Below are 16,961 nucleotides of genomic sequence, written 5' to 3'. Positions count from 1 at the left end.
GAGGCTATCGACACTACTGGGCCGACGCTGCCGCCGAAGAGCTGGGGAGAGCCGCAACACTTCGGGTGTAATCCGCGTTGGGTCCCGAAGGCGGCGTGAGATCGGCGGATGCGCCCCACGTAGTCGGTGCGGTAGACAGCGTGTAGGAGAGCGTGCCGCCATTGGCGATCTGGGCGACCGGCAGCCACGAGCCGTTATACGTTTGACCGTTCAGCTTGAGTTCCTTCACATAAGGAACGTTGTCCAGCATCGCCTGCCGATCGCTCTCGATACGCAGCTTCTTGCCGTTGCCGAGCCATACCGTGATTCCGGAAAACTGCGGTGTCGAAATCGCCAGGCCCGGTGCGGATGGCACCACCGGATAAAGTCCCAGCGATGCCCACACATACCACGTCGATGTCGCACCCAGATCGTCATTGCCCGGCAGGCCTCCTGGCGAAACCAGGAACGTCTGCTGCATGATCTGCGGAATGATGTACTGCGTCGATTGCGGCGACCCGGTCCAGTTATAAGCCCACGGGTCCACCAGCCCGGGTTCGTTGCCGATATAAAACTGGTTGCTGTTCATGCCGCCGTTCAACGCGCTGACCGGCGGCGCCGACGACGGCGGAAAGCCTGCGCTTCTGTCGATACCGAACAGGGTGTCCAGGCGTGCGGTAGCGGCACTATTACCGCCGATCGCCGCAATCAGCGCCGTATAGTCATGATCGAGATTCCAGAAGTACTGCGGCTCCGTGCCTTCGTGAAACAGCGTGCCAGGACACGCGGAGTTGCAGCCCAGATCGGCATTGGTCGTGAAGCTGCCCGCCGAATTCAGCGCCTGAAGCGTCTTCGTTTGTGAGTTGAGGATATTTTTCCAGTTGCCGGATCGCTGGAAGAAACCGTTGATTGCCGTCTGGTCCGAACTCGCGGTAGGCAGGTAAGACAGAAACGCGCCGACCGAACGATCCGCCGTGGTCATTTCAATCGTCACCGACGAGGTATGGAACGGACTGCTCGACGGCGTGGCCGTTGCGATATATCCCTTATCGAGCCAGTTGGGAATCACGCTCGCGTCGTTGCTGGTCGATACGCGTCCGACGCTCAGCATATTGTTGCAACTGCTGACCGGATCTGTCTGACTACTGATCATATAAGTTCGCGCCGTTGCCGTATCGAAGTTCCGCGCGCCAAACGCATAAGCGCCTGCAACGAGACTTGGCGCGTGATTGCCTTCCATCGGCTTCGTATCGTCGCTGCCGTCGACCCAATGAGGAAGCGCGCCGCATTGCTTCGCATCGGCAATCAGCGACTGCACCGTATCGCTGGAAATGGTGGGGAAGAGCAGCGCCTGCAGTTGCGTGAGAGAACGGTACGTGTCCCAGATCGAAAAGCCGGAATAGTGCGCGGCAGGCACGACGGTCTTGCCGTTGCCGTCCTGGAACGCGTCGTCGCTGGCGATGTTTGCTGTGGCTCTGGCCGGGAACGAATTGCCGTCGTTCTCGCTCAGCGCGGTCTGCTTCATGCTGCGATAGTCGCCGTTCACGTCGCTGTAGATCGTCGGCCCGCTGAAGGAGCGATAGAAGGCCGAATAAAACAGCGTCAGATTTTTTTGCGCGACGGTTTGCTGTGACGCGCTCAGTCCGGCCATCTTCTGCGGATCGGCGAGATCCACCTGGATGGCGTTCAAACTGTTTTCCCACGTGCTATCCGCAGCGGCCTTCGCTGCATCGAAATCCCACCCCGAGTTCTCGGCGATGAGATTGGCCTTCGCATTGGCCACGCTGACGGAAGAGATGCCGACCTTATACAGAACAGCGTTCGTTTTACTCGCCGACAGGTCGAATTGCAGAATCGCCACACCGTTCTTGCCCGACGATGCCGACGTCAGAGGCGTGTCGAATTGCGCGTAGAAATAGACCGGCTTGTTCCACGTGCCGCCGCAAAATGCCCCGACGATGCTCGTGCCTGAAACGGTCCGGTTGGCGGCGTCCAGCGTGATCGAGCCAGGGCGGGTTCCGCTGCTGTGCTGGTCGGTGGACACCGTTGCATCGACGACGAGCACGGCATTGGATCGGGCGCTCGCAGGATAGGTGAAGCGTGCCATGCCGGTGCGAGCCGTAGCCGTCAGTTCGCTCGTGACGCCGGCGTTGCTCGTGACCTTGTAATAGCCGGGTTGCGCGGATTCGTTCGCGTGATCGAAGTCGCCGGAGCCGTCGCCGATGACGATATTTTTACCCTGATTAGCCGGATCGATCTGAGCGGACGAAATGGAGGGGAGCAGGCCGCCGCCGCCGCCCTGGCCGCCGCATCCCGGGCCGCTCAGGTGGGTCAGGCTGAAGAAGCTGATCGTCGAGTCGGTGTACGCATATCCGCCGGGCGGCGCAGATGCCGTGTCGGGACCGAAGCTGACCATGCCGAACGGCGTCTGCGCGCCGGGTGTCGTGTTACCCGAAAAGCCGCCGCCTGTCGTCGCCACCTGCGTGCCGATGAAAATATTGACGTAGCGCGTCAACGGCAGGTTCACGCGCTGCTCGACCACAGGCGGCGTGGTGCCAGACGTACCGGTATCGCCCGGCGTCGTGGCCGAATCGCCTCCCGCCTGCGTACTTTGCGATGGATGATCGTCGCCACCACAGCCCGCGAGCGCCGCGACGCTCGTCAGGACCACGGCGAGCTTCAGCAGATTCTTCATGCGTATCTCCTTCTTTTTTATTGGATGCATCGAGCGATGTCATCATGAAACCTGGACTGCAACCGTCGGGCTCCTCATCATCCCGACGGCATGCTTTACAACGAACCCGCAGGGGCATCAAAGGACGGTGGCGCGTTCGAGGTTTGCGTTCCCCACGTGGAGGGCGCGCGACCCATGGTGAAATTCATCGTTGCGCCGTTCGCGAGCGCATCGAGCGAAAGCCATGTGCCCGGCTGATCGGTGCCGTTCACGCTGAGGCTCTGCACATAGTTCGACGCCGGCGCGCCCGGCGCATTGATCTGCAAGGTCTTGCCGTGTCCGAGCCGCACGGTGATGGACTCGAATTGCGGGCTGCCGATCGTGAGTCCGCCGACACCCGGAATCTCCGGGTACAGACCCAATGCGCCCCACACATACCAGCCGGACACTGCGCCGAGATCGTCGTTACCCGGCAAGCCGTCGGGCTTCGTGCTGAAGACGGTCGTCATGATCTTCTGGACAATGTTCTGCGTGCCTGACGGCGAGCCCGCCCAGTTGTAGAGCCAGGGCACGGTGAACGTCGGCTCGTTGCCCATGTAGAAGTTCGGCAGCGTCGTGCCCGCATTCAGTTGCGAGAAAAACGTGTCGAGCCGCTTCAGCACGACGGTGTTTCCGCCCAGTTTCGTGAAGAGGCCGCCGACGTCGTGCGGGACCATCCACGTGTACTGTTCGGCGTTGCCTTCGACGTATTCGCTGTTATCGGCCGCCGACAGCCAGTTGCCGCTGTCGTCGCGCGCGGTGATAAATGGCGGCGTGGAGGCGGTGTCGAGCAGATTTTCCCAGTACGCGGAACGCCCCAGTTCCACTTGCTGAAAGGCCGTGTTGCCGAGCGCAGCGGCGAATTGCGACATCGCGAAGTCGGTGCTCGCGTATTCGAGTGTGGACGATGCCGGTCCCCAACCGTTTTCGTCGGCCGTCATGTAGTGGTACTTCAGATAGCTGCCGCGCCCTTCGGCTGTCGTATCGATCTGACATTTCGTGCCGGGGACATTGGCGACGGTCATCATGTGCGCGAGCGCGCTCTGCGTGTCGAAGTTCCTGGCGCCGAATGCATACGCGCCGGCCACCATCAGGGAGCCCGAATCGCCGGGCATCACACCCGTCTCGACGTTGTAGTTGACCCAGCGCGGAATCGCGCCGCACTGATCGGCGTCGTTGATCAGCGACTGCATCATGTCGCTTGTTTGCTGCGGAAATAGCAGCGCCTTCATCGGAATCAGCGACCGGTAGATGTCCCAGCCTGAGAAGTTCGTGTACTGGGCGCCTTGCCCGGCCGCCACGCTATGGGTCGTGTTGTCGAACCCGATGTACTGTCCGTTGACGTCGCTAAACACACTGGGCGACCACTGAGTGTGATAGAGCGCCGTGTAGAACTTGACCTTATCGTCGTGGCTGCCGCCGTTCACCTGGATTGCGTTCAGGCGCTGGTTCCACGCGGCGTCGGCGGCTTTGCGGGTCGCGTCGAAATCCCATGCGTCGTTCTCGGCGGTGAGATTGAGCTTCGCATTCGCCGCGCTCACGAACGAGATGCCGATCTTCATCCGCACGGTTGCACCGGTCGCGAATTTCAACTGCGCGACGCCGTTGCCAATCGACGATGCCGACGCAAACGGCTGGTCGAACACTGCATCGAAATAGACCGTGACCGGGGTGGTGTGATTGCAGAAGCCCTGGCTGATCGTCGAGCCTGACAGCTCCGTTGCCGACACGCGGGAGACTGTGCCGGTCGTGCTGGATCTCGTGTTGGTTCGGGTCGTGTCCAGCACGAGAATCGACGGTTGCCCGGCGGGGTAGGTGAACTGGCCGAAGCCGGTGCGCAGTGTCGCCGTCAATTCGACCTTGATGCCATTGTCGAGCGCGACGGAGTAGTAGCCGGGGGCCGCGTGCTCATTCGCGTGACTGAAGCTCGGGACCCGTTGCGCCGCGTCGGTGGTCGGCATGATGGGGAATTCGCCGCCGTTGCCGCCGCAGCCCGCGCCACTCATGTGCATCAGGCTGAAACCCTGGATCGTGTTCAGGTCGTAGTAGTAGCCTGCGGGCGATCCCGGTTCCTGACTGGTCGATGGGGCGGGCGTCGTGTTCGTGTCGGGCGACCATTGCACCATTCCGTCCGGCAAACCCGCAGCGGGGATCACGCTACCGGCCTGGCCCGCCGGCACCGGGTTGGGCGAGGTGCTGGCGAGCGTGCCGATCAACGGATCGACGTACTGTGTGAGCGGCAGGTCCTGGGCGGCCGAGGCAGGCGATGGCGGTGTGGCCGGTGCGGCGGCGCCGGCCGAGGCCGTATTGCTATTTTCGCTGCCTGTACCGTGGCTATCCGTGCCGCCGCCACATGCTGTCAGCAGCGCCGCGACGAACGCACACAGTGCCTGTGCACGAACTGTTTTCACTGTCTTCGTCTCCTGTGCATACGGCTATGCGGGGGCGTCTGTGCGCTCCCTATTCGATGCCGCTGCTGTTTGTCCGAACAATCTCCACGCCTTTGAAGCTGTCGAATTTTTCAATGTCGCTTAGGGATAATTCAGTGACGGGCTTCAGTGCAACGCGCGTGTCATGTCACATCCGATTAACCAGGATGGAAATGAGAACGGTATATATTGCGCATATTTCTAAACGGACTGATTTATTGCATGTCCGGTTTTTATCGGCATTGTTTAGTAAATATCCTAAACATTTCTTATGAATTTCCGATCAACTGAAGATGTGCTGCGAGTCTAGACGGATGAAATATCCTGTGTCAACGGTGTCGTGGCATCAGGTTATGTTTATTCAATTTGCTAAACAAATGGACTGAGATTTTTTAATTTATAAAATTATGATTTGGCAAATGATATTTGTAAATGTGTTTTAAATTTATTGACTTTTATAGGTTTAAATGCCGTTGTCGTATTGAAATATTTATGCGGATTGGCGGGTGAATGGACAAGCGGCAGCCTTCGAGACCATCGGATCGTTTTGAATTTGCCTCGGAATTCGAATGCACTGTGTTTCCGCAAACTTCCGTGAACATCAAGAGACCAGTGCGCCGCTAACCTCTTGAATTCGACTGAAAATAGCCTGCGCCATTGCCTGCGCGCCAGCGAATGTCGGATGGAATGCGGTCCCGATTTTCGGAAAGGCGCCGTTCACCCACGGTTCGTTTCCGCATACATCGTGATCAGCCGACAATGCAGCCATGTCCACGATCGTCGCCCCGGCATCGACGGCGGCAATACGGGTTATTTCGGCCAGCTTCTCGCCGACGGGCAACATGAGTTTGATCTGATCATCGGTCAGCCCGAGTTCCTGGCACCGCGCATTGGTTGAGAGCAGGGTTGGATACGTCGCGACGATGATCAGTGCGTTCGGCGACCTGCGACGTATCTCGGCAAGGGTTGCACGCATGTTTGTATCGAGCGCGTCGAAGTCTCGCTGGTCAAGAGACTTCGGGCCTTTCCAGAGAAGCCGGCATAGAAAGCCAAGTACACCTCTACGATTCCGGTAAGCCGAAAACATGAGATCGCCGATATATCCGACATCGTTGCCGCCGGCAGTGAGCGTGACGAGACGGGTGTCGGGACCGAGTGCATCCACCTGCGGGCCTATATACCACTGGCCGCCGTTCAACACCTGATGAACGGTCGAGCCGGAAGAAGTCATATCGGCAAACGACGACACATCGAGAAGGCGAGCGAGTTGCTGTGGGTAACCGTTCTGGCTGCGCTGCGAAACTATCGGACTTCCTGGCGCGCGAGGACCGAGTCCGAGACCAGCCGCGAATGAACTGCCAAGGGCAACGTAGTAAGCATTTTGTTGCGAAAGCTTCATGCTGCACTGGCCTTATGGAATAGATAGTTCATGAATGTAGATCTGTGCAGTTAACCGGGAATTGGGTATTCAACGAAAGTTGTGGCCTGGCGTCGGCAATTCGCCAGGTTGGTGCGCCATGTTGACGAACAAGCGGCTTGCGGACGGTCGAACCATCTCCAGAATTCCTGCTTCATCTCCAGCTGATTGACGCCCAGTCTGCCACGCGACCGGGCTATTGGTCACTTCGTTTTTTGCGCGACCCCGAGCGTTCGGGAAAACCATCAGCCCAACAAAAAGTGCCAGCGAAGATGACTTTTTCGTAACGCGAAGAAAGTTATCTCGAAGCTAGTATTCACGTAGAAATAAAAATCCTTCGACGATAGCGGGTCGCGGGCGATGGTTCATTAAAATAATTCTGGAGATGATCTCAATGAAAGTTGCACTGGACGTGAAGAAGTATAGATATCTGGCCGCATGCATGATTTCCGGAATCGCACTTTCCGGCTGCGGTGACAGTCACTCGCTGACACCTTCAACGATTAAAGCCGACGACGACATATCGAGTGTTTCCACGATTTCGTTCGTCGATCTCGACGGCCCCAAGGTTCAGGCAATCGTCGTCAAATACAAGGACACGCTGACAGCAGGCTCGGTGAACCTGAACACCTACAACGCCTACAGCTACGCCAATCTTGCGCAGAACTACGATGATTCCGCCGCGGCCACCCGGAATGGTTTGAATGGCGCGTATCCGGCCTTTGCACAACAAACCGGTACGCCCGGCGCGCCTGCCTACGTCTATGTGAACTCCACGCCGACGATTGATTCGACGAATCACACGGGTGCCGCAAGCGGCAATTACGTGATCATCGAACTCAACACCAATTATCTGCTGGCGGACGCTGTTCCTTACTGGAGAGCCGGCGTGGCTGGAGGAATAGAACAGAAAGCAGCCATCACACTCGCCGACGACGTGACCATTAGCCCCAGCACGACGGTGAAAAGTAACTACGTGTCAGACTATTACTATAACTTCGCTCCCGACGGCAGCGATAACTCCGTGTACCTGGACACGGTTCTGGACGACACGTCTTACGTGATAAACGGCATCACGGGATATAAGCTTTATACAGACGCGGTGACGCCTTCCTATTCGGGTACGACGTCTAATGGCGTTGCCATCACTTATCCCAATGCAACCATACTTTCGATGGTGGCGGGAACTCCGTTTCAGGCTACTCATTGCTTCAGCGAGTATGACGGCCAGTACCATGACGTCAGTCTGAAGTACAGCCTCTTCGTTCCCGCCGATTACGATGCAAGCAAGAAGTACATGGTTGTACTGCATATCGAAGATGCGGGCGGCCTGGGCGACGATCCGCTTATCAGCCTGACCGAAGCGCAGGAAGCGGCGAACTATGCTTCAGACAGAGTGCAGGCACTGGCCAAGGCTCAAGGTTACGCGGGACTGATCGTCGTCATTCCGCAGATACCTAACTCGGGTCAAAGCGTGGCCGATAACCTGACGGGCAACGAATATCTCCCCGCCACCTGGCAACTGATGGACTACATTACGTCCACCTATAACATCGACACCAATCGCATCTACGCGTCCGGTCAGTCGATGGGCGGCATGCAGTTACTGGATATGGCAGCCCAGCGCGACAACTACTTCGCGGGCATCTGGGCAATCGCGTCGCAATGGGGCAACAACTACAACAAGAGCGCCAGCTATAACGGCAAATCGTACTTCACGTACCCAACTGACGGAACGATTATCACCAACCCGAACTGGCAGAACTGGTACTACTCGATTTCCGACGACAACATTCTCGCCACCAACATGACCGGCGACGCCACAGCCACCGGCTACTGGAATCAGACACAAACGCTCTTCACCAGTCTTGCCGGCGTCACCATTCCGTATGCAAGCTGGGACCCGACGACCACGTCCGAAACGGAAGAAAACACGCTGCTGAGCAATCTGTTGGCGACGTCCACGAAATTGGGCATCTACTGGGATGCGCTGGCTAACGGCAGCCATAAAATGACGTGGGTGTACGCCAACGGCATTACTTCCAGCTACGACTGGCTGCTGAGTCAGACGAGGCAAAGCGAGGTGGCTCGCGGCAAGCTGAATCTCAGCGGATCGTATGCGAACGGACTCGGCACCGATGGTTACAACAGCATCAGTTACTAAGCTGATTACTGTAACGTTGTAAAAGTCACCAACCAGGAAGAAGTAAAAAATTAGCGGCGTTCAAGTCCAGTGTGGATTTTGGACGCCGCTTTTTGTTTCCAAAAGTACTGTGGCGCGGCGCCACCACATCCGGCAAGCTACTTTTCTGGTCTAGAGAAATGCCATTGCTTCTACGTGACAAGTAGATCAGAAGATGTCTGCCGTCGCGATGCGAGACGAAACTCGGACGGTGCCTGACCTGTTTCCCGACGGAAAAAATGCGTGAAATAGGCGGCATCTGCAAAACCAAGACGGAATGCAATCTGCGAAACCGACATGTCTCCAAAAATGAGATCCCGCTTTGCCTCCGTCATGATGCGCGCATGAATCATTTTTCTTGGACTCTGTTCTGAGACTGCCGCGCACACCGCCCGGAGTTGAGTCAAAGACATCCCCATTTTTGACGCGTAGTCTTTCAGCGACAGATTTTCCCGAAAATGTTCGTCGATCAGCTTGCGAAATCGCTCCGCTTTGCGGACATCGCTCCCCTTTGCGTTTTCGACTAAATCTTCCTCAAGACGTGTCTGCCGGACAAGCATGAGTTGCAAATTCGTCAACCGCGCTTCGGCTCCGATCCAGTGACCCATCGCGTCGGACTCGGCTTCCTGTTTCAGAGCCGAGATGTTGCGGTAGAGCCCGGCAGCCGCCTCGTCATGATCCGGCAGAGGAATCATGCGCGGCGTTCTCCACAGTGCGATGAACTCGTGAAGCCGGGTATTGATCCTCGCCAGATATCCCAGTTCGATCGTGACGACCCATCGTTCGACATCGATCTCGTAGTCGAGACCGTGAACGCAATCAGGCGGCAATAGCAACGCGCAGGGTCCCTCGAATGGAACGCCTCTTCCTTCCAGATTGATCGTCCCACGGCCGGTACGCACGAATATCACCTGACCGTATGCGGGGTGAGCATGGGGTTCGGTTCGCCATCGTCCCCGATCCTTGATATAGCCCACGTGCACAAACCAGTTATCTCCCTGAGGCCGGTCGACGTAAAGCCGGACCTTGGGAACTGGAGCCGCCGGTGAGATCGGGTGTGGGTTGCGTGGAGTTGCTGATGGGGATACGAGAGTCATATTCATGCCGTGTCCGTTCTACCAAACCTTTACAGCAAATACAGAAGCACAATAAAAAGGCTGTTGGCATTCCTCTGAATATTGGAAGATGAGTGTGATGTCTTTCCTCTACACGTAAGCGTCATGTCGGGCTGCGGCAGAGTCCACGATAGGGGAGCGTCCGAAAAGCATCAACCGGCTATTAGGTTTGAGTCGACATTCACACATTGTGTCGAGGTAGACATAAATCCCGCGATGGTGAACATGCGTTTGATCCGCGGTCTTTTCATGAAATCGCGTCTTTCGGGGAATCGATTAAGCTACTGATTTATATGTATATTTCATAATTGTGTCGGGATTGACATACGAATCCCGCTCCCAGCGAAAACGTTTTGCGGGAAAATCACAGGTTCGACGTCGATGGCCTGACGCATCGCAGCGAACTGCATCGGCCGCACAGCGTCGCCAACATCAAGCAACATTTGCCGAGGCGGATTGAATTGACCGACACACATATCCTCCTCGTCGAGGACGACCCTGACATTGCCGGGCCACTAGCGGACTATCTGGCCGAGAAGGGCTACCTGGTTCGAATCGCGGGAGACGCACAGGCCGCCGACGACATTCTGAAACGCAGCCCGATCGACCTGGTGCTACTCGATGTGATGCTGCCTGGCGAGGACGGCTTCGAGATCTGCCGCCGCATCCGTTCTTCGTCAAATGGACCGCGCGTCATCATGCTCACGGCGTTGTCCGAGCCGACCGACAAGGTGGTAGGTCTCGAACTGGGTGCGGACGACTACGTGTCCAAGCCTTTCGATCTGCGCGAACTGCTCGCGCGAATCCGCGCGGTGCTGCGTCGGCCCGACGCGGTCGATACTCCGCGAAATCAGTCTTCCGCCGAGCTTGTGCTGAAGTTTTCCGAGTTCACCTTTTACCCATATCGGCGCCTGTTGCGCTCAGGAACCGGCTTGCGCGTGCCGCTAACGGGCGCGGAAACCGATCTGCTGCTCGTGCTGTGCCAGAACCCACGGCGGGTACTGTCGCGTGAAGAACTCATCAATCTGACGCGAGGCAAAAATTTCCCGATTGCCGAGCGCTCGGTCGATCTTCTGATCAGCCGGCTGCGCCGCAAACTGTCCGGCGATAATCGCCTCGAAGATCCCATTCGCACCGTGCGCGCAGATGGATACGCGTTCCAGCTCGACGTGACGGTTGCCTGATGCGACGTTATTTCAGTACGACGCTCGGGCAGATTCTGACGATTGTCGCGGGCTCGTCAATCGTGACCTTCGCGATCTTCATCGTGTTGCTGTTCGTCACGGGCAGCCCGCCGACTCCGCCGTGGCCCTGGCAGCCCACGTACCGTATCGCCAGTGTCGTGCAGATACTCCGCGGTGTGCCCGAGCGCGATCGGGAAAGCGTGATCGCCGCATCGCAGCGGGCGGATTTCTCACTCAAGCTCACATCGGTGAATCTGCCCTGCGAGCATCGAACGCTCAATTCGCGCGACCTCGAATCGGCGTTGCGATACCAGCTTCCCGACCTTCCTGGCCTGACCGCGCGTTCGTGCAGTAGCGATGACGACACGCCGGATATTCAGGTGCTCGTGCCGATCGGCCACGACACCCTCGAAGTGCACATCAACCGGGTGGGTTACGAGCCGCCCCGGCTGACGTTCCCGTTCTTCGGCGCGCTGGCTTTCCTGTGCGTCGGTGTCGCCGGTTTGTCCGCGTGGGCCGTGTCGCGCGTGATCCGGCCGTTGCGTCGCCTGTGTGACCGCGCTGAAGCATTCGGGCGCGACATTGTGATTGCACCGATCGAAGAGGAAGGGCCGCTTGAAATCCGCCGCGCCGCGCACGCATTCAACCTGATGCAGGAGCGTATTACCGCATCGATCGAAGGCCGGACGCGCATGCTGGCGGCAATCAGTCACGATCTGCGCACGCCGCTCACGCGGATGCGTTTGCAGGTCGATACCGGCAAGGAGATCGTGCGCGAGAAGCTGCTCAGGGACATCAACCTGATGCAGAAAATGGTCTCGTCGGCGCTGGCTTTTCTGAGTACTTCGAATGCGGAAGCCGAGAAGAAGGAGTGGCTCGATCTAGGTGCGCTGCTTGCTACGCTGTGCGACGAATATGAAGATTCCGGCGCGCGAATCCACTACGAAGGACCGGACCAGATTCCGTTTCTATGCCGCCCCGACGCGATGCAGCGCGTGATGAGCAACCTCATCGAGAACGCGTTGCGCTTTGGTGGAATCGTGGTGGTGATTGCGTCGGTGCGCGGCAAACACATCATGATCGATGTGACCGACGACGGTCCCGGCATACCCGAAGAGCGGCTTAAGGACGTTATCGAACCGTTTGTTCGCCTCGATGCGGCGCGCACAGGTCAGCCGGGAAGTGTCGGGTTGGGTTTGTCGATCGTGAACGATATTGTTCGCACGCATGGCGGCAAGCTGGTGCTGTTCAACCACAAGCCGTCGGGTCTCACCGCGCGCATCACGTTCGACTAAGCGCCGCGTGGTGTTGCCGCTATTTTTATCCCGACTACTGCGAGAGTTCTTTATCGATGTCATCTCCCTCTGCGAGAAGCACGCCAACGCCCGACGCCGCCGAAGCCAGCCAGGCTATTCCACTGTCACAACGACGGCGCGTTTTCGCGGGCCTGATGCTCGCGATGATTCTGGCCGCGCTCGATCAAAGCATCGTATCGACCGCACTGCCGGTCATATCGGGCGATCTGGGCGGCTTGAGCCATCTGACGTGGGCCGTCACGGCGTTCATGCTGACCTCGACGATCAGCGCGCCGCTGTACGGCAAGCTCTCCGATATGTACGGACGCAAGCCGTTTTTCGTCGCGAGCATTTCGTTGTTCGTGGTCGCGTCGATGCTGTGCGGGGCCGCTCAATCGATGCTCGCGCTGATTCTGTTCCGTGCGTTGCAGGGCCTCGGCGCAGGCGGCCTGATGACCTTGTCGCAGACGCTGGTCGGCAGCATCGTGCCGATGCGCGAACGGGGCCGCTACCAGGGCCTCGTGACGGGCGCGTTCGCGATTAGCAGCGTGGCCGGGCCGCTATTGGGCGGCTTCATCACGAGTCATGCGTCGTGGCGCTGGATCTTCTATATCAACTTGCCGGTCGGCGCGGCCGCGCTTGCGCTGGTGCTGTCGTCGCTGCCGAAAGTGGCGCGCGGCAGCGGTCATACCATCGATTACGCGGGCGCGATACTGGTGTGCATCGGCACTTCCGCGTTGCTACTGCTGTTCAACGCGAATACGTCGACGTTGTTGTCGGGTACCGAGGCCATGCTGATCCTGCTGGTCGTCGCGCTCGCGAGTTACGCATTGCTGGTGCGGGTCGAACGTTCGGCCGCGGAACCGGTAATCGATCTGAAACTCTTCAGGATCATTCCGTATGCGACGTGTGTGGCCGCATCGGGCGTCATGTCGTTTGCGATGATGGGCTCGCTCGTGTTCATGCCGCTCTATTACCAGCTGGTGTTGCATCAGACGCCCGAAGAATCCGGCGCGATGATGTTGCCGCAAGTGTTGATGATGCTGGTGACGTCGGTCACAGCGGGGCGCTTTTCGGCCGGCGCGCGGCGCATCTCGATACTGCTTTCGGTCGGCGTCGGCCTCGAATGCCTCGGCCTGGTTCTGCTTGCGCTGTTTGCGCACATCGGCGCGAGCATCGGGCTGTTCCTCGTCTCGATGGCGATACTCGGCGCGGGCATGGGCATCGGCATGCCCAATGCCACGGTGATCGTGCAGAACGCCGTGCCTCAGGCCGTGCTCGGCACCGCGACGGCCACCATGTCGTTCGTGCGTTCGTTGGGCGGATCGCTCGGCGCGGCGCTCTCGGGCGGCATCATGAGTTTCGTGCTGAAGAAGCAGATTGCCGACTTGCCCGCGTCGTTCGATAGCAGCGCCATGCTCGATCGCGGCATGGCTGCGATTGGGCAGTTGCCCACGGATCAGCAGACGCAAATCGTGTCGATTTATCGAACCGCGATCGGTTCGAGCCTGATCGCCGGTGGCATTGTGATGTTCATCGGGTTTGTGCTGGTTCTGAGTCTGACGAGACGGCCAGTCGAGCGCGCAGTGACGAACAAGCCCTGAATGAAGGATAGAAACATGAAATTGATTCGAAGCGGCAGCCACGCTGGGTGGATTGTCCGCAGGTTGATGGCGGGATTGCTGGCGCTGTTCGCAACGTGTGTTTCCACCGGCGCCCATGCGGCGGATGCCACCGACTCATGCAGCAAACTCGCATCGCTCGCATTGCCCGACGCGACGATCACCGCTGCTGAAACCGTCGCGGCGGGCCAGTACAAAATGCCCGAGAATCCGCTGACACGGCTGGGTGGTCTCTCGGGTATGAACGTCGCTGGTAAGACGGCCAATGACCCCAATCCCGCGTTCTGCCGGATTGCAGCCACGCTGAAACCCAGCAGCGATTCCGACATCAAGATCGAAGTCTGGCTACCGCTGAACGGATGGAACGGCAAATTCCTCGGCGTGGGCAGCTTCGGCTGGGCCGGCGCGTTGATGCTGCCCGGCATGTTGACGGGAATCGAGCAGGGCTATGCGGCCGCCACGACGGACACGGGACACGACGGCTCGACTCCCGAAGGTAACGGCGGACGATTCACGCTGGGTCATCCGGAGAAGCTGACCGACTACGCGTGGCGCGCCGACCATCTGATGACCGTGAACGCCAAGATGATCATTCGCGCGTACTACGGCAAGCCACCGCTCAAATCGTATTGGGTGGGCTGTTCGCTCGGCGGTCTGGAAGGGCTGATCGAAGCAAAGCGTTTCCCGGATGACTACGACGGCATCGTCGCCGGTGCTCCGCCCAACCCCATCGTGAATTTCAACGCGGCGCAGTTGTGGCCGAGCTGGCTCGTCCATCACGACCCGAGCCTCGCGATTCCCAAGGAAAAGTTCGACATGGTCAACAAGGCCGTGATCGAAGCCTGCGCGTCGCCTGCCGGGCGCAAGCAGGGTTTTGTCGACGAACCCGACCGGTGCCTGTTCGAGCCGCGGCAACTGCTGTGCAAAGGCGCCGACGCGCCCGACTGTCTGACCGCGCCGCAGGTGCATCTGCTGGAGCAGATTTACGCGGGGCCGGTCAATCCGCGCACGCACGAAGTGATTTTTCCGGGGCCGGCGAAGGGTAGCGAATCGCAACTCGCGGGTTTTGCCGACGGCAAGCCATTTCCGGTCGCGCTCGATATTTTCCGCTATACCGCGTTTCAGAATCCCGACTGGGACTGGTCGGGCATCGACTGGGACAAGGACATTGACAAGGCCATCGCCAACGTCGGGCCGTTGCTTCACGTGGATGCAGACCTGAAGCCGTTCTTCGCGCGCGGCGGCAAGCTGCTGATGTATATCGGCTGGAACGACTATCACAATCCGCAGGAGTTGATCGGCTACTACCGGACCCTGATGCGCAATGCCGGCGATACGACGCGGGCGTCGGCGCGGCTGTTCACGATTCCGGGCATGGGTCACTGCTTTGGCGGTGCAGGTTGCGATACCTTCGACAAGCTGGGCACCATTGATAAATGGGTCGCGCACGGTGTCGCACCGCAGCGCGTGGTGGCGTCGAAAGTCGATGGCGGCAAGGTCGTGCGCACGCGTCCGCTGTGCGCGTATCCCGAAGTGGCGCGCTATACCGGGCATGGTGATATCGGCAAGGCGGCGAGCTTTGCGTGCGTTGCGCCCCATGAAGGGGTGCACGTGAAGGCGTCGCTCAACGCAGGAGCGGAATCCGAATGACGCTTCTGCGGCGCTATAAAAATTTGCTGCTCGTGACGGTCGCGCTCGCGTTCGCATCGGCATGCGAAGGCGCGGTGGCGGCAAGCCTTCGCGCAGGAGCAGGCAGGGCGGCTATCGAAATCGGGCAAGCGGATTTGCCCGTCGACGGTTACGTGAGCGTGCACGATCCGCTGCAGTCGCGAGTGATCGTGCTCGATAACGGCACGAATCGAATTGCGCTGGTCACCGTCGATCTCACTTCGATGCCCGACACACTGGTCGCTCAGGTGAAAGATATTGTCGGCCGCGCGGCGCAGATGCGAGCCGCCGATGTCGTCGTATCAGCAAGCCATACGTTCTCCGTGCCGCATGTGCAAGGCCCCGCGCCGGACCCCGCCGAACAGCGGCGCAAGCAGCAGATCGTGCAGGCGATCGAAACGTCGGTGACACAGGCCGCGACGATCGCGATGCAAGACATGCAGCCCGCGAGCATCGGCTTCGGCAGCGGCACGAGCAACGTCAACGTGAATCGGGATGTGCGGACAGCCGACGGCTGGTGGCTCGGTGCGAACGACGCGGGGTTCTCGGATAAAAGCGTGAACGTCATCCGTCTGGAAGGCAGCGACCGTCACCCTATCGCTATCGTTGTGAATTACGCGGTGCAGTCGTCGATCATGAACGAGTCGACGCTGCAAGGTGGCGGCATGCAGATCAGCGCCGACCTCGCGGGCGCGGCGACCCGTTACGTCGAGCAGCAATATGGCGACGGCACGGTCGCGTTATTTCTGGTTGGCGCAGCCGGCGACCAGGCGCCTTATCTGACGGCGAAGCGAAACCGGTTGGACCGTGACGGACATTCGAGCACCGTCGATATCCACGAAGCAGGCTTTTTACTCGTCGATCTGCTGGGCGAGCGACTCGGCGGTGAAGCGTATCGCGTTGCGCAAAATATCGCGGACGACAACACGAACGCTCCCGTGCTCGCGGTGACAAGCGGCAAGGTGCGCGTGCAGAGCCAGGCGTTTTCGCCGAATGCGGCTTCCAAGCGGCCGTCCACGACCTATCGGTTCGAGGCCGGCAAACCGGTCGATGTGCCGTTCTGGATTGTCAGGCTCGGCGCAATTGCCGTGTTCGGGTTTCAGGCGGAGTTGTCGAGTCAGACCGCCGTCGATATGAAAGCTCATTCGCCGTTCGCGCACACGCTGGTCGCGACGATGGTGAACGGCGCGGCCAAGTACCTGCCCGATGCAGGCAGCTACGACCGGATCACTTATGAAGCGATGAGCGCACCGTATTTCAAGGGCTCAGCTGAAGAGGTCCGGGATGCCGTTATCGAGTCTGCCGGGCGTCTTCTGAACGCTCGTTAAATCGATTCATGCTCCTACCTCGACTCAAC

9 protein-coding genes and 1 pseudogene are annotated in these 16,961 nt (G+C 59.0%); 6 read left to right on the top strand and 4 right to left on the bottom strand.

The features are described from left to right. Nucleotides 1–13: 13 nt before the first annotated feature. The 3 genes and pseudogenes from BLS41_RS26980 to BLS41_RS26970 all read right to left on the bottom strand — a co-directional run bounded on the left by BLS41_RS26980 (nucleotide 14) and on the right by BLS41_RS26970 (nucleotide 6,520). Complete coding sequence (locus BLS41_RS26980) at nucleotides 14–2,674, bottom strand: GH92 family glycosyl hydrolase (protein WP_074770405.1); 2,661 nt, start codon at nucleotides 2,672–2,674, stop codon at nucleotides 14–16. 110 nt (nucleotides 2,675–2,784) lie between these two features. Beyond that, nucleotides 2,785–5,103, bottom strand: a pseudogene (locus tag BLS41_RS26975) (GH92 family glycosyl hydrolase); the annotation flags it as partial. Nucleotides 5,104–5,722: 619 nt separating this feature from the next. Then, nucleotides 5,723–6,520 carry an SGNH/GDSL hydrolase family protein gene (locus tag BLS41_RS26970; protein WP_074770401.1) on the bottom strand — a complete coding sequence of 266 codons (798 nt, stop codon included), beginning with the start codon at nucleotides 6,518–6,520 and terminating at the stop codon, nucleotides 5,723–5,725. 412 nt (nucleotides 6,521–6,932) lie between these two features. Between BLS41_RS26970 and BLS41_RS26965 the strand changes: the two genes are divergently transcribed. Then, complete coding sequence (locus BLS41_RS26965) at nucleotides 6,933–8,702, top strand: hypothetical protein (protein ID WP_074770399.1); 1,770 nt, start codon at nucleotides 6,933–6,935, stop codon at nucleotides 8,700–8,702. Between the two features lie 170 nt (nucleotides 8,703–8,872). Here the strand turns inward: BLS41_RS26965 and BLS41_RS26960 are convergent, their stop codons facing one another. After that, nucleotides 8,873–9,823, bottom strand: coding sequence for a helix-turn-helix domain-containing protein (locus BLS41_RS26960; RefSeq protein WP_253189764.1), 951 nt, complete (start codon nucleotides 9,821–9,823; stop codon nucleotides 8,873–8,875). A 473-nt stretch (nucleotides 9,824–10,296) separates the two neighbouring features. Between BLS41_RS26960 and BLS41_RS26955 the strand changes: the two genes are divergently transcribed. Genes BLS41_RS26955 through BLS41_RS26935 form a run of 5 tightly spaced genes read left to right on the top strand, consistent with a single transcriptional unit; the run spans nucleotide 10,297 to nucleotide 16,932 of the window. After that, nucleotides 10,297–11,019 carry a response regulator gene (locus BLS41_RS26955; protein WP_074771211.1) on the top strand — a complete coding sequence of 241 codons (723 nt, stop codon included), beginning with the start codon at nucleotides 10,297–10,299 and terminating at the stop codon, nucleotides 11,017–11,019. Beyond that, entirely contained in the window at nucleotides 11,019–12,314 is a 1,296-nt protein-coding gene (locus BLS41_RS26950) for an ATP-binding protein (RefSeq protein ID WP_074770394.1), read from the top strand. Before BLS41_RS26955 ends, BLS41_RS26950 begins: the two co-directional genes overlap by 1 nt. A gap of 56 nt (nucleotides 12,315–12,370) precedes the next feature. Next, on the top strand, nucleotides 12,371–13,918 hold the full coding sequence (locus BLS41_RS26945) for an MDR family MFS transporter (protein ID WP_074770392.1): 1,548 nt from the start codon (nucleotides 12,371–12,373) through the stop codon (nucleotides 13,916–13,918). 15 nt (nucleotides 13,919–13,933) lie between these two features. Next, complete coding sequence (locus BLS41_RS26940) at nucleotides 13,934–15,586, top strand: tannase/feruloyl esterase family alpha/beta hydrolase (RefSeq protein ID WP_074770390.1); 1,653 nt, start codon at nucleotides 13,934–13,936, stop codon at nucleotides 15,584–15,586. Next, on the top strand, nucleotides 15,583–16,932 hold the full coding sequence (locus tag BLS41_RS26935; RefSeq protein WP_074770388.1) for a neutral/alkaline non-lysosomal ceramidase N-terminal domain-containing protein: 1,350 nt from the start codon (nucleotides 15,583–15,585) through the stop codon (nucleotides 16,930–16,932). Before BLS41_RS26940 ends, BLS41_RS26935 begins: the two co-directional genes overlap by 4 nt. The last annotated feature ends 29 nt before the right edge of the window (nucleotides 16,933–16,961 follow it).

This window comes from Paraburkholderia fungorum (assembly GCF_900099835.1).
In the GTDB taxonomy this organism is placed as follows: Bacteria; Pseudomonadota; Gammaproteobacteria; order Burkholderiales; family Burkholderiaceae; genus Paraburkholderia; species Paraburkholderia fungorum_A.
This window is presented reverse-complemented; position numbering and strand designations above follow the sequence as displayed.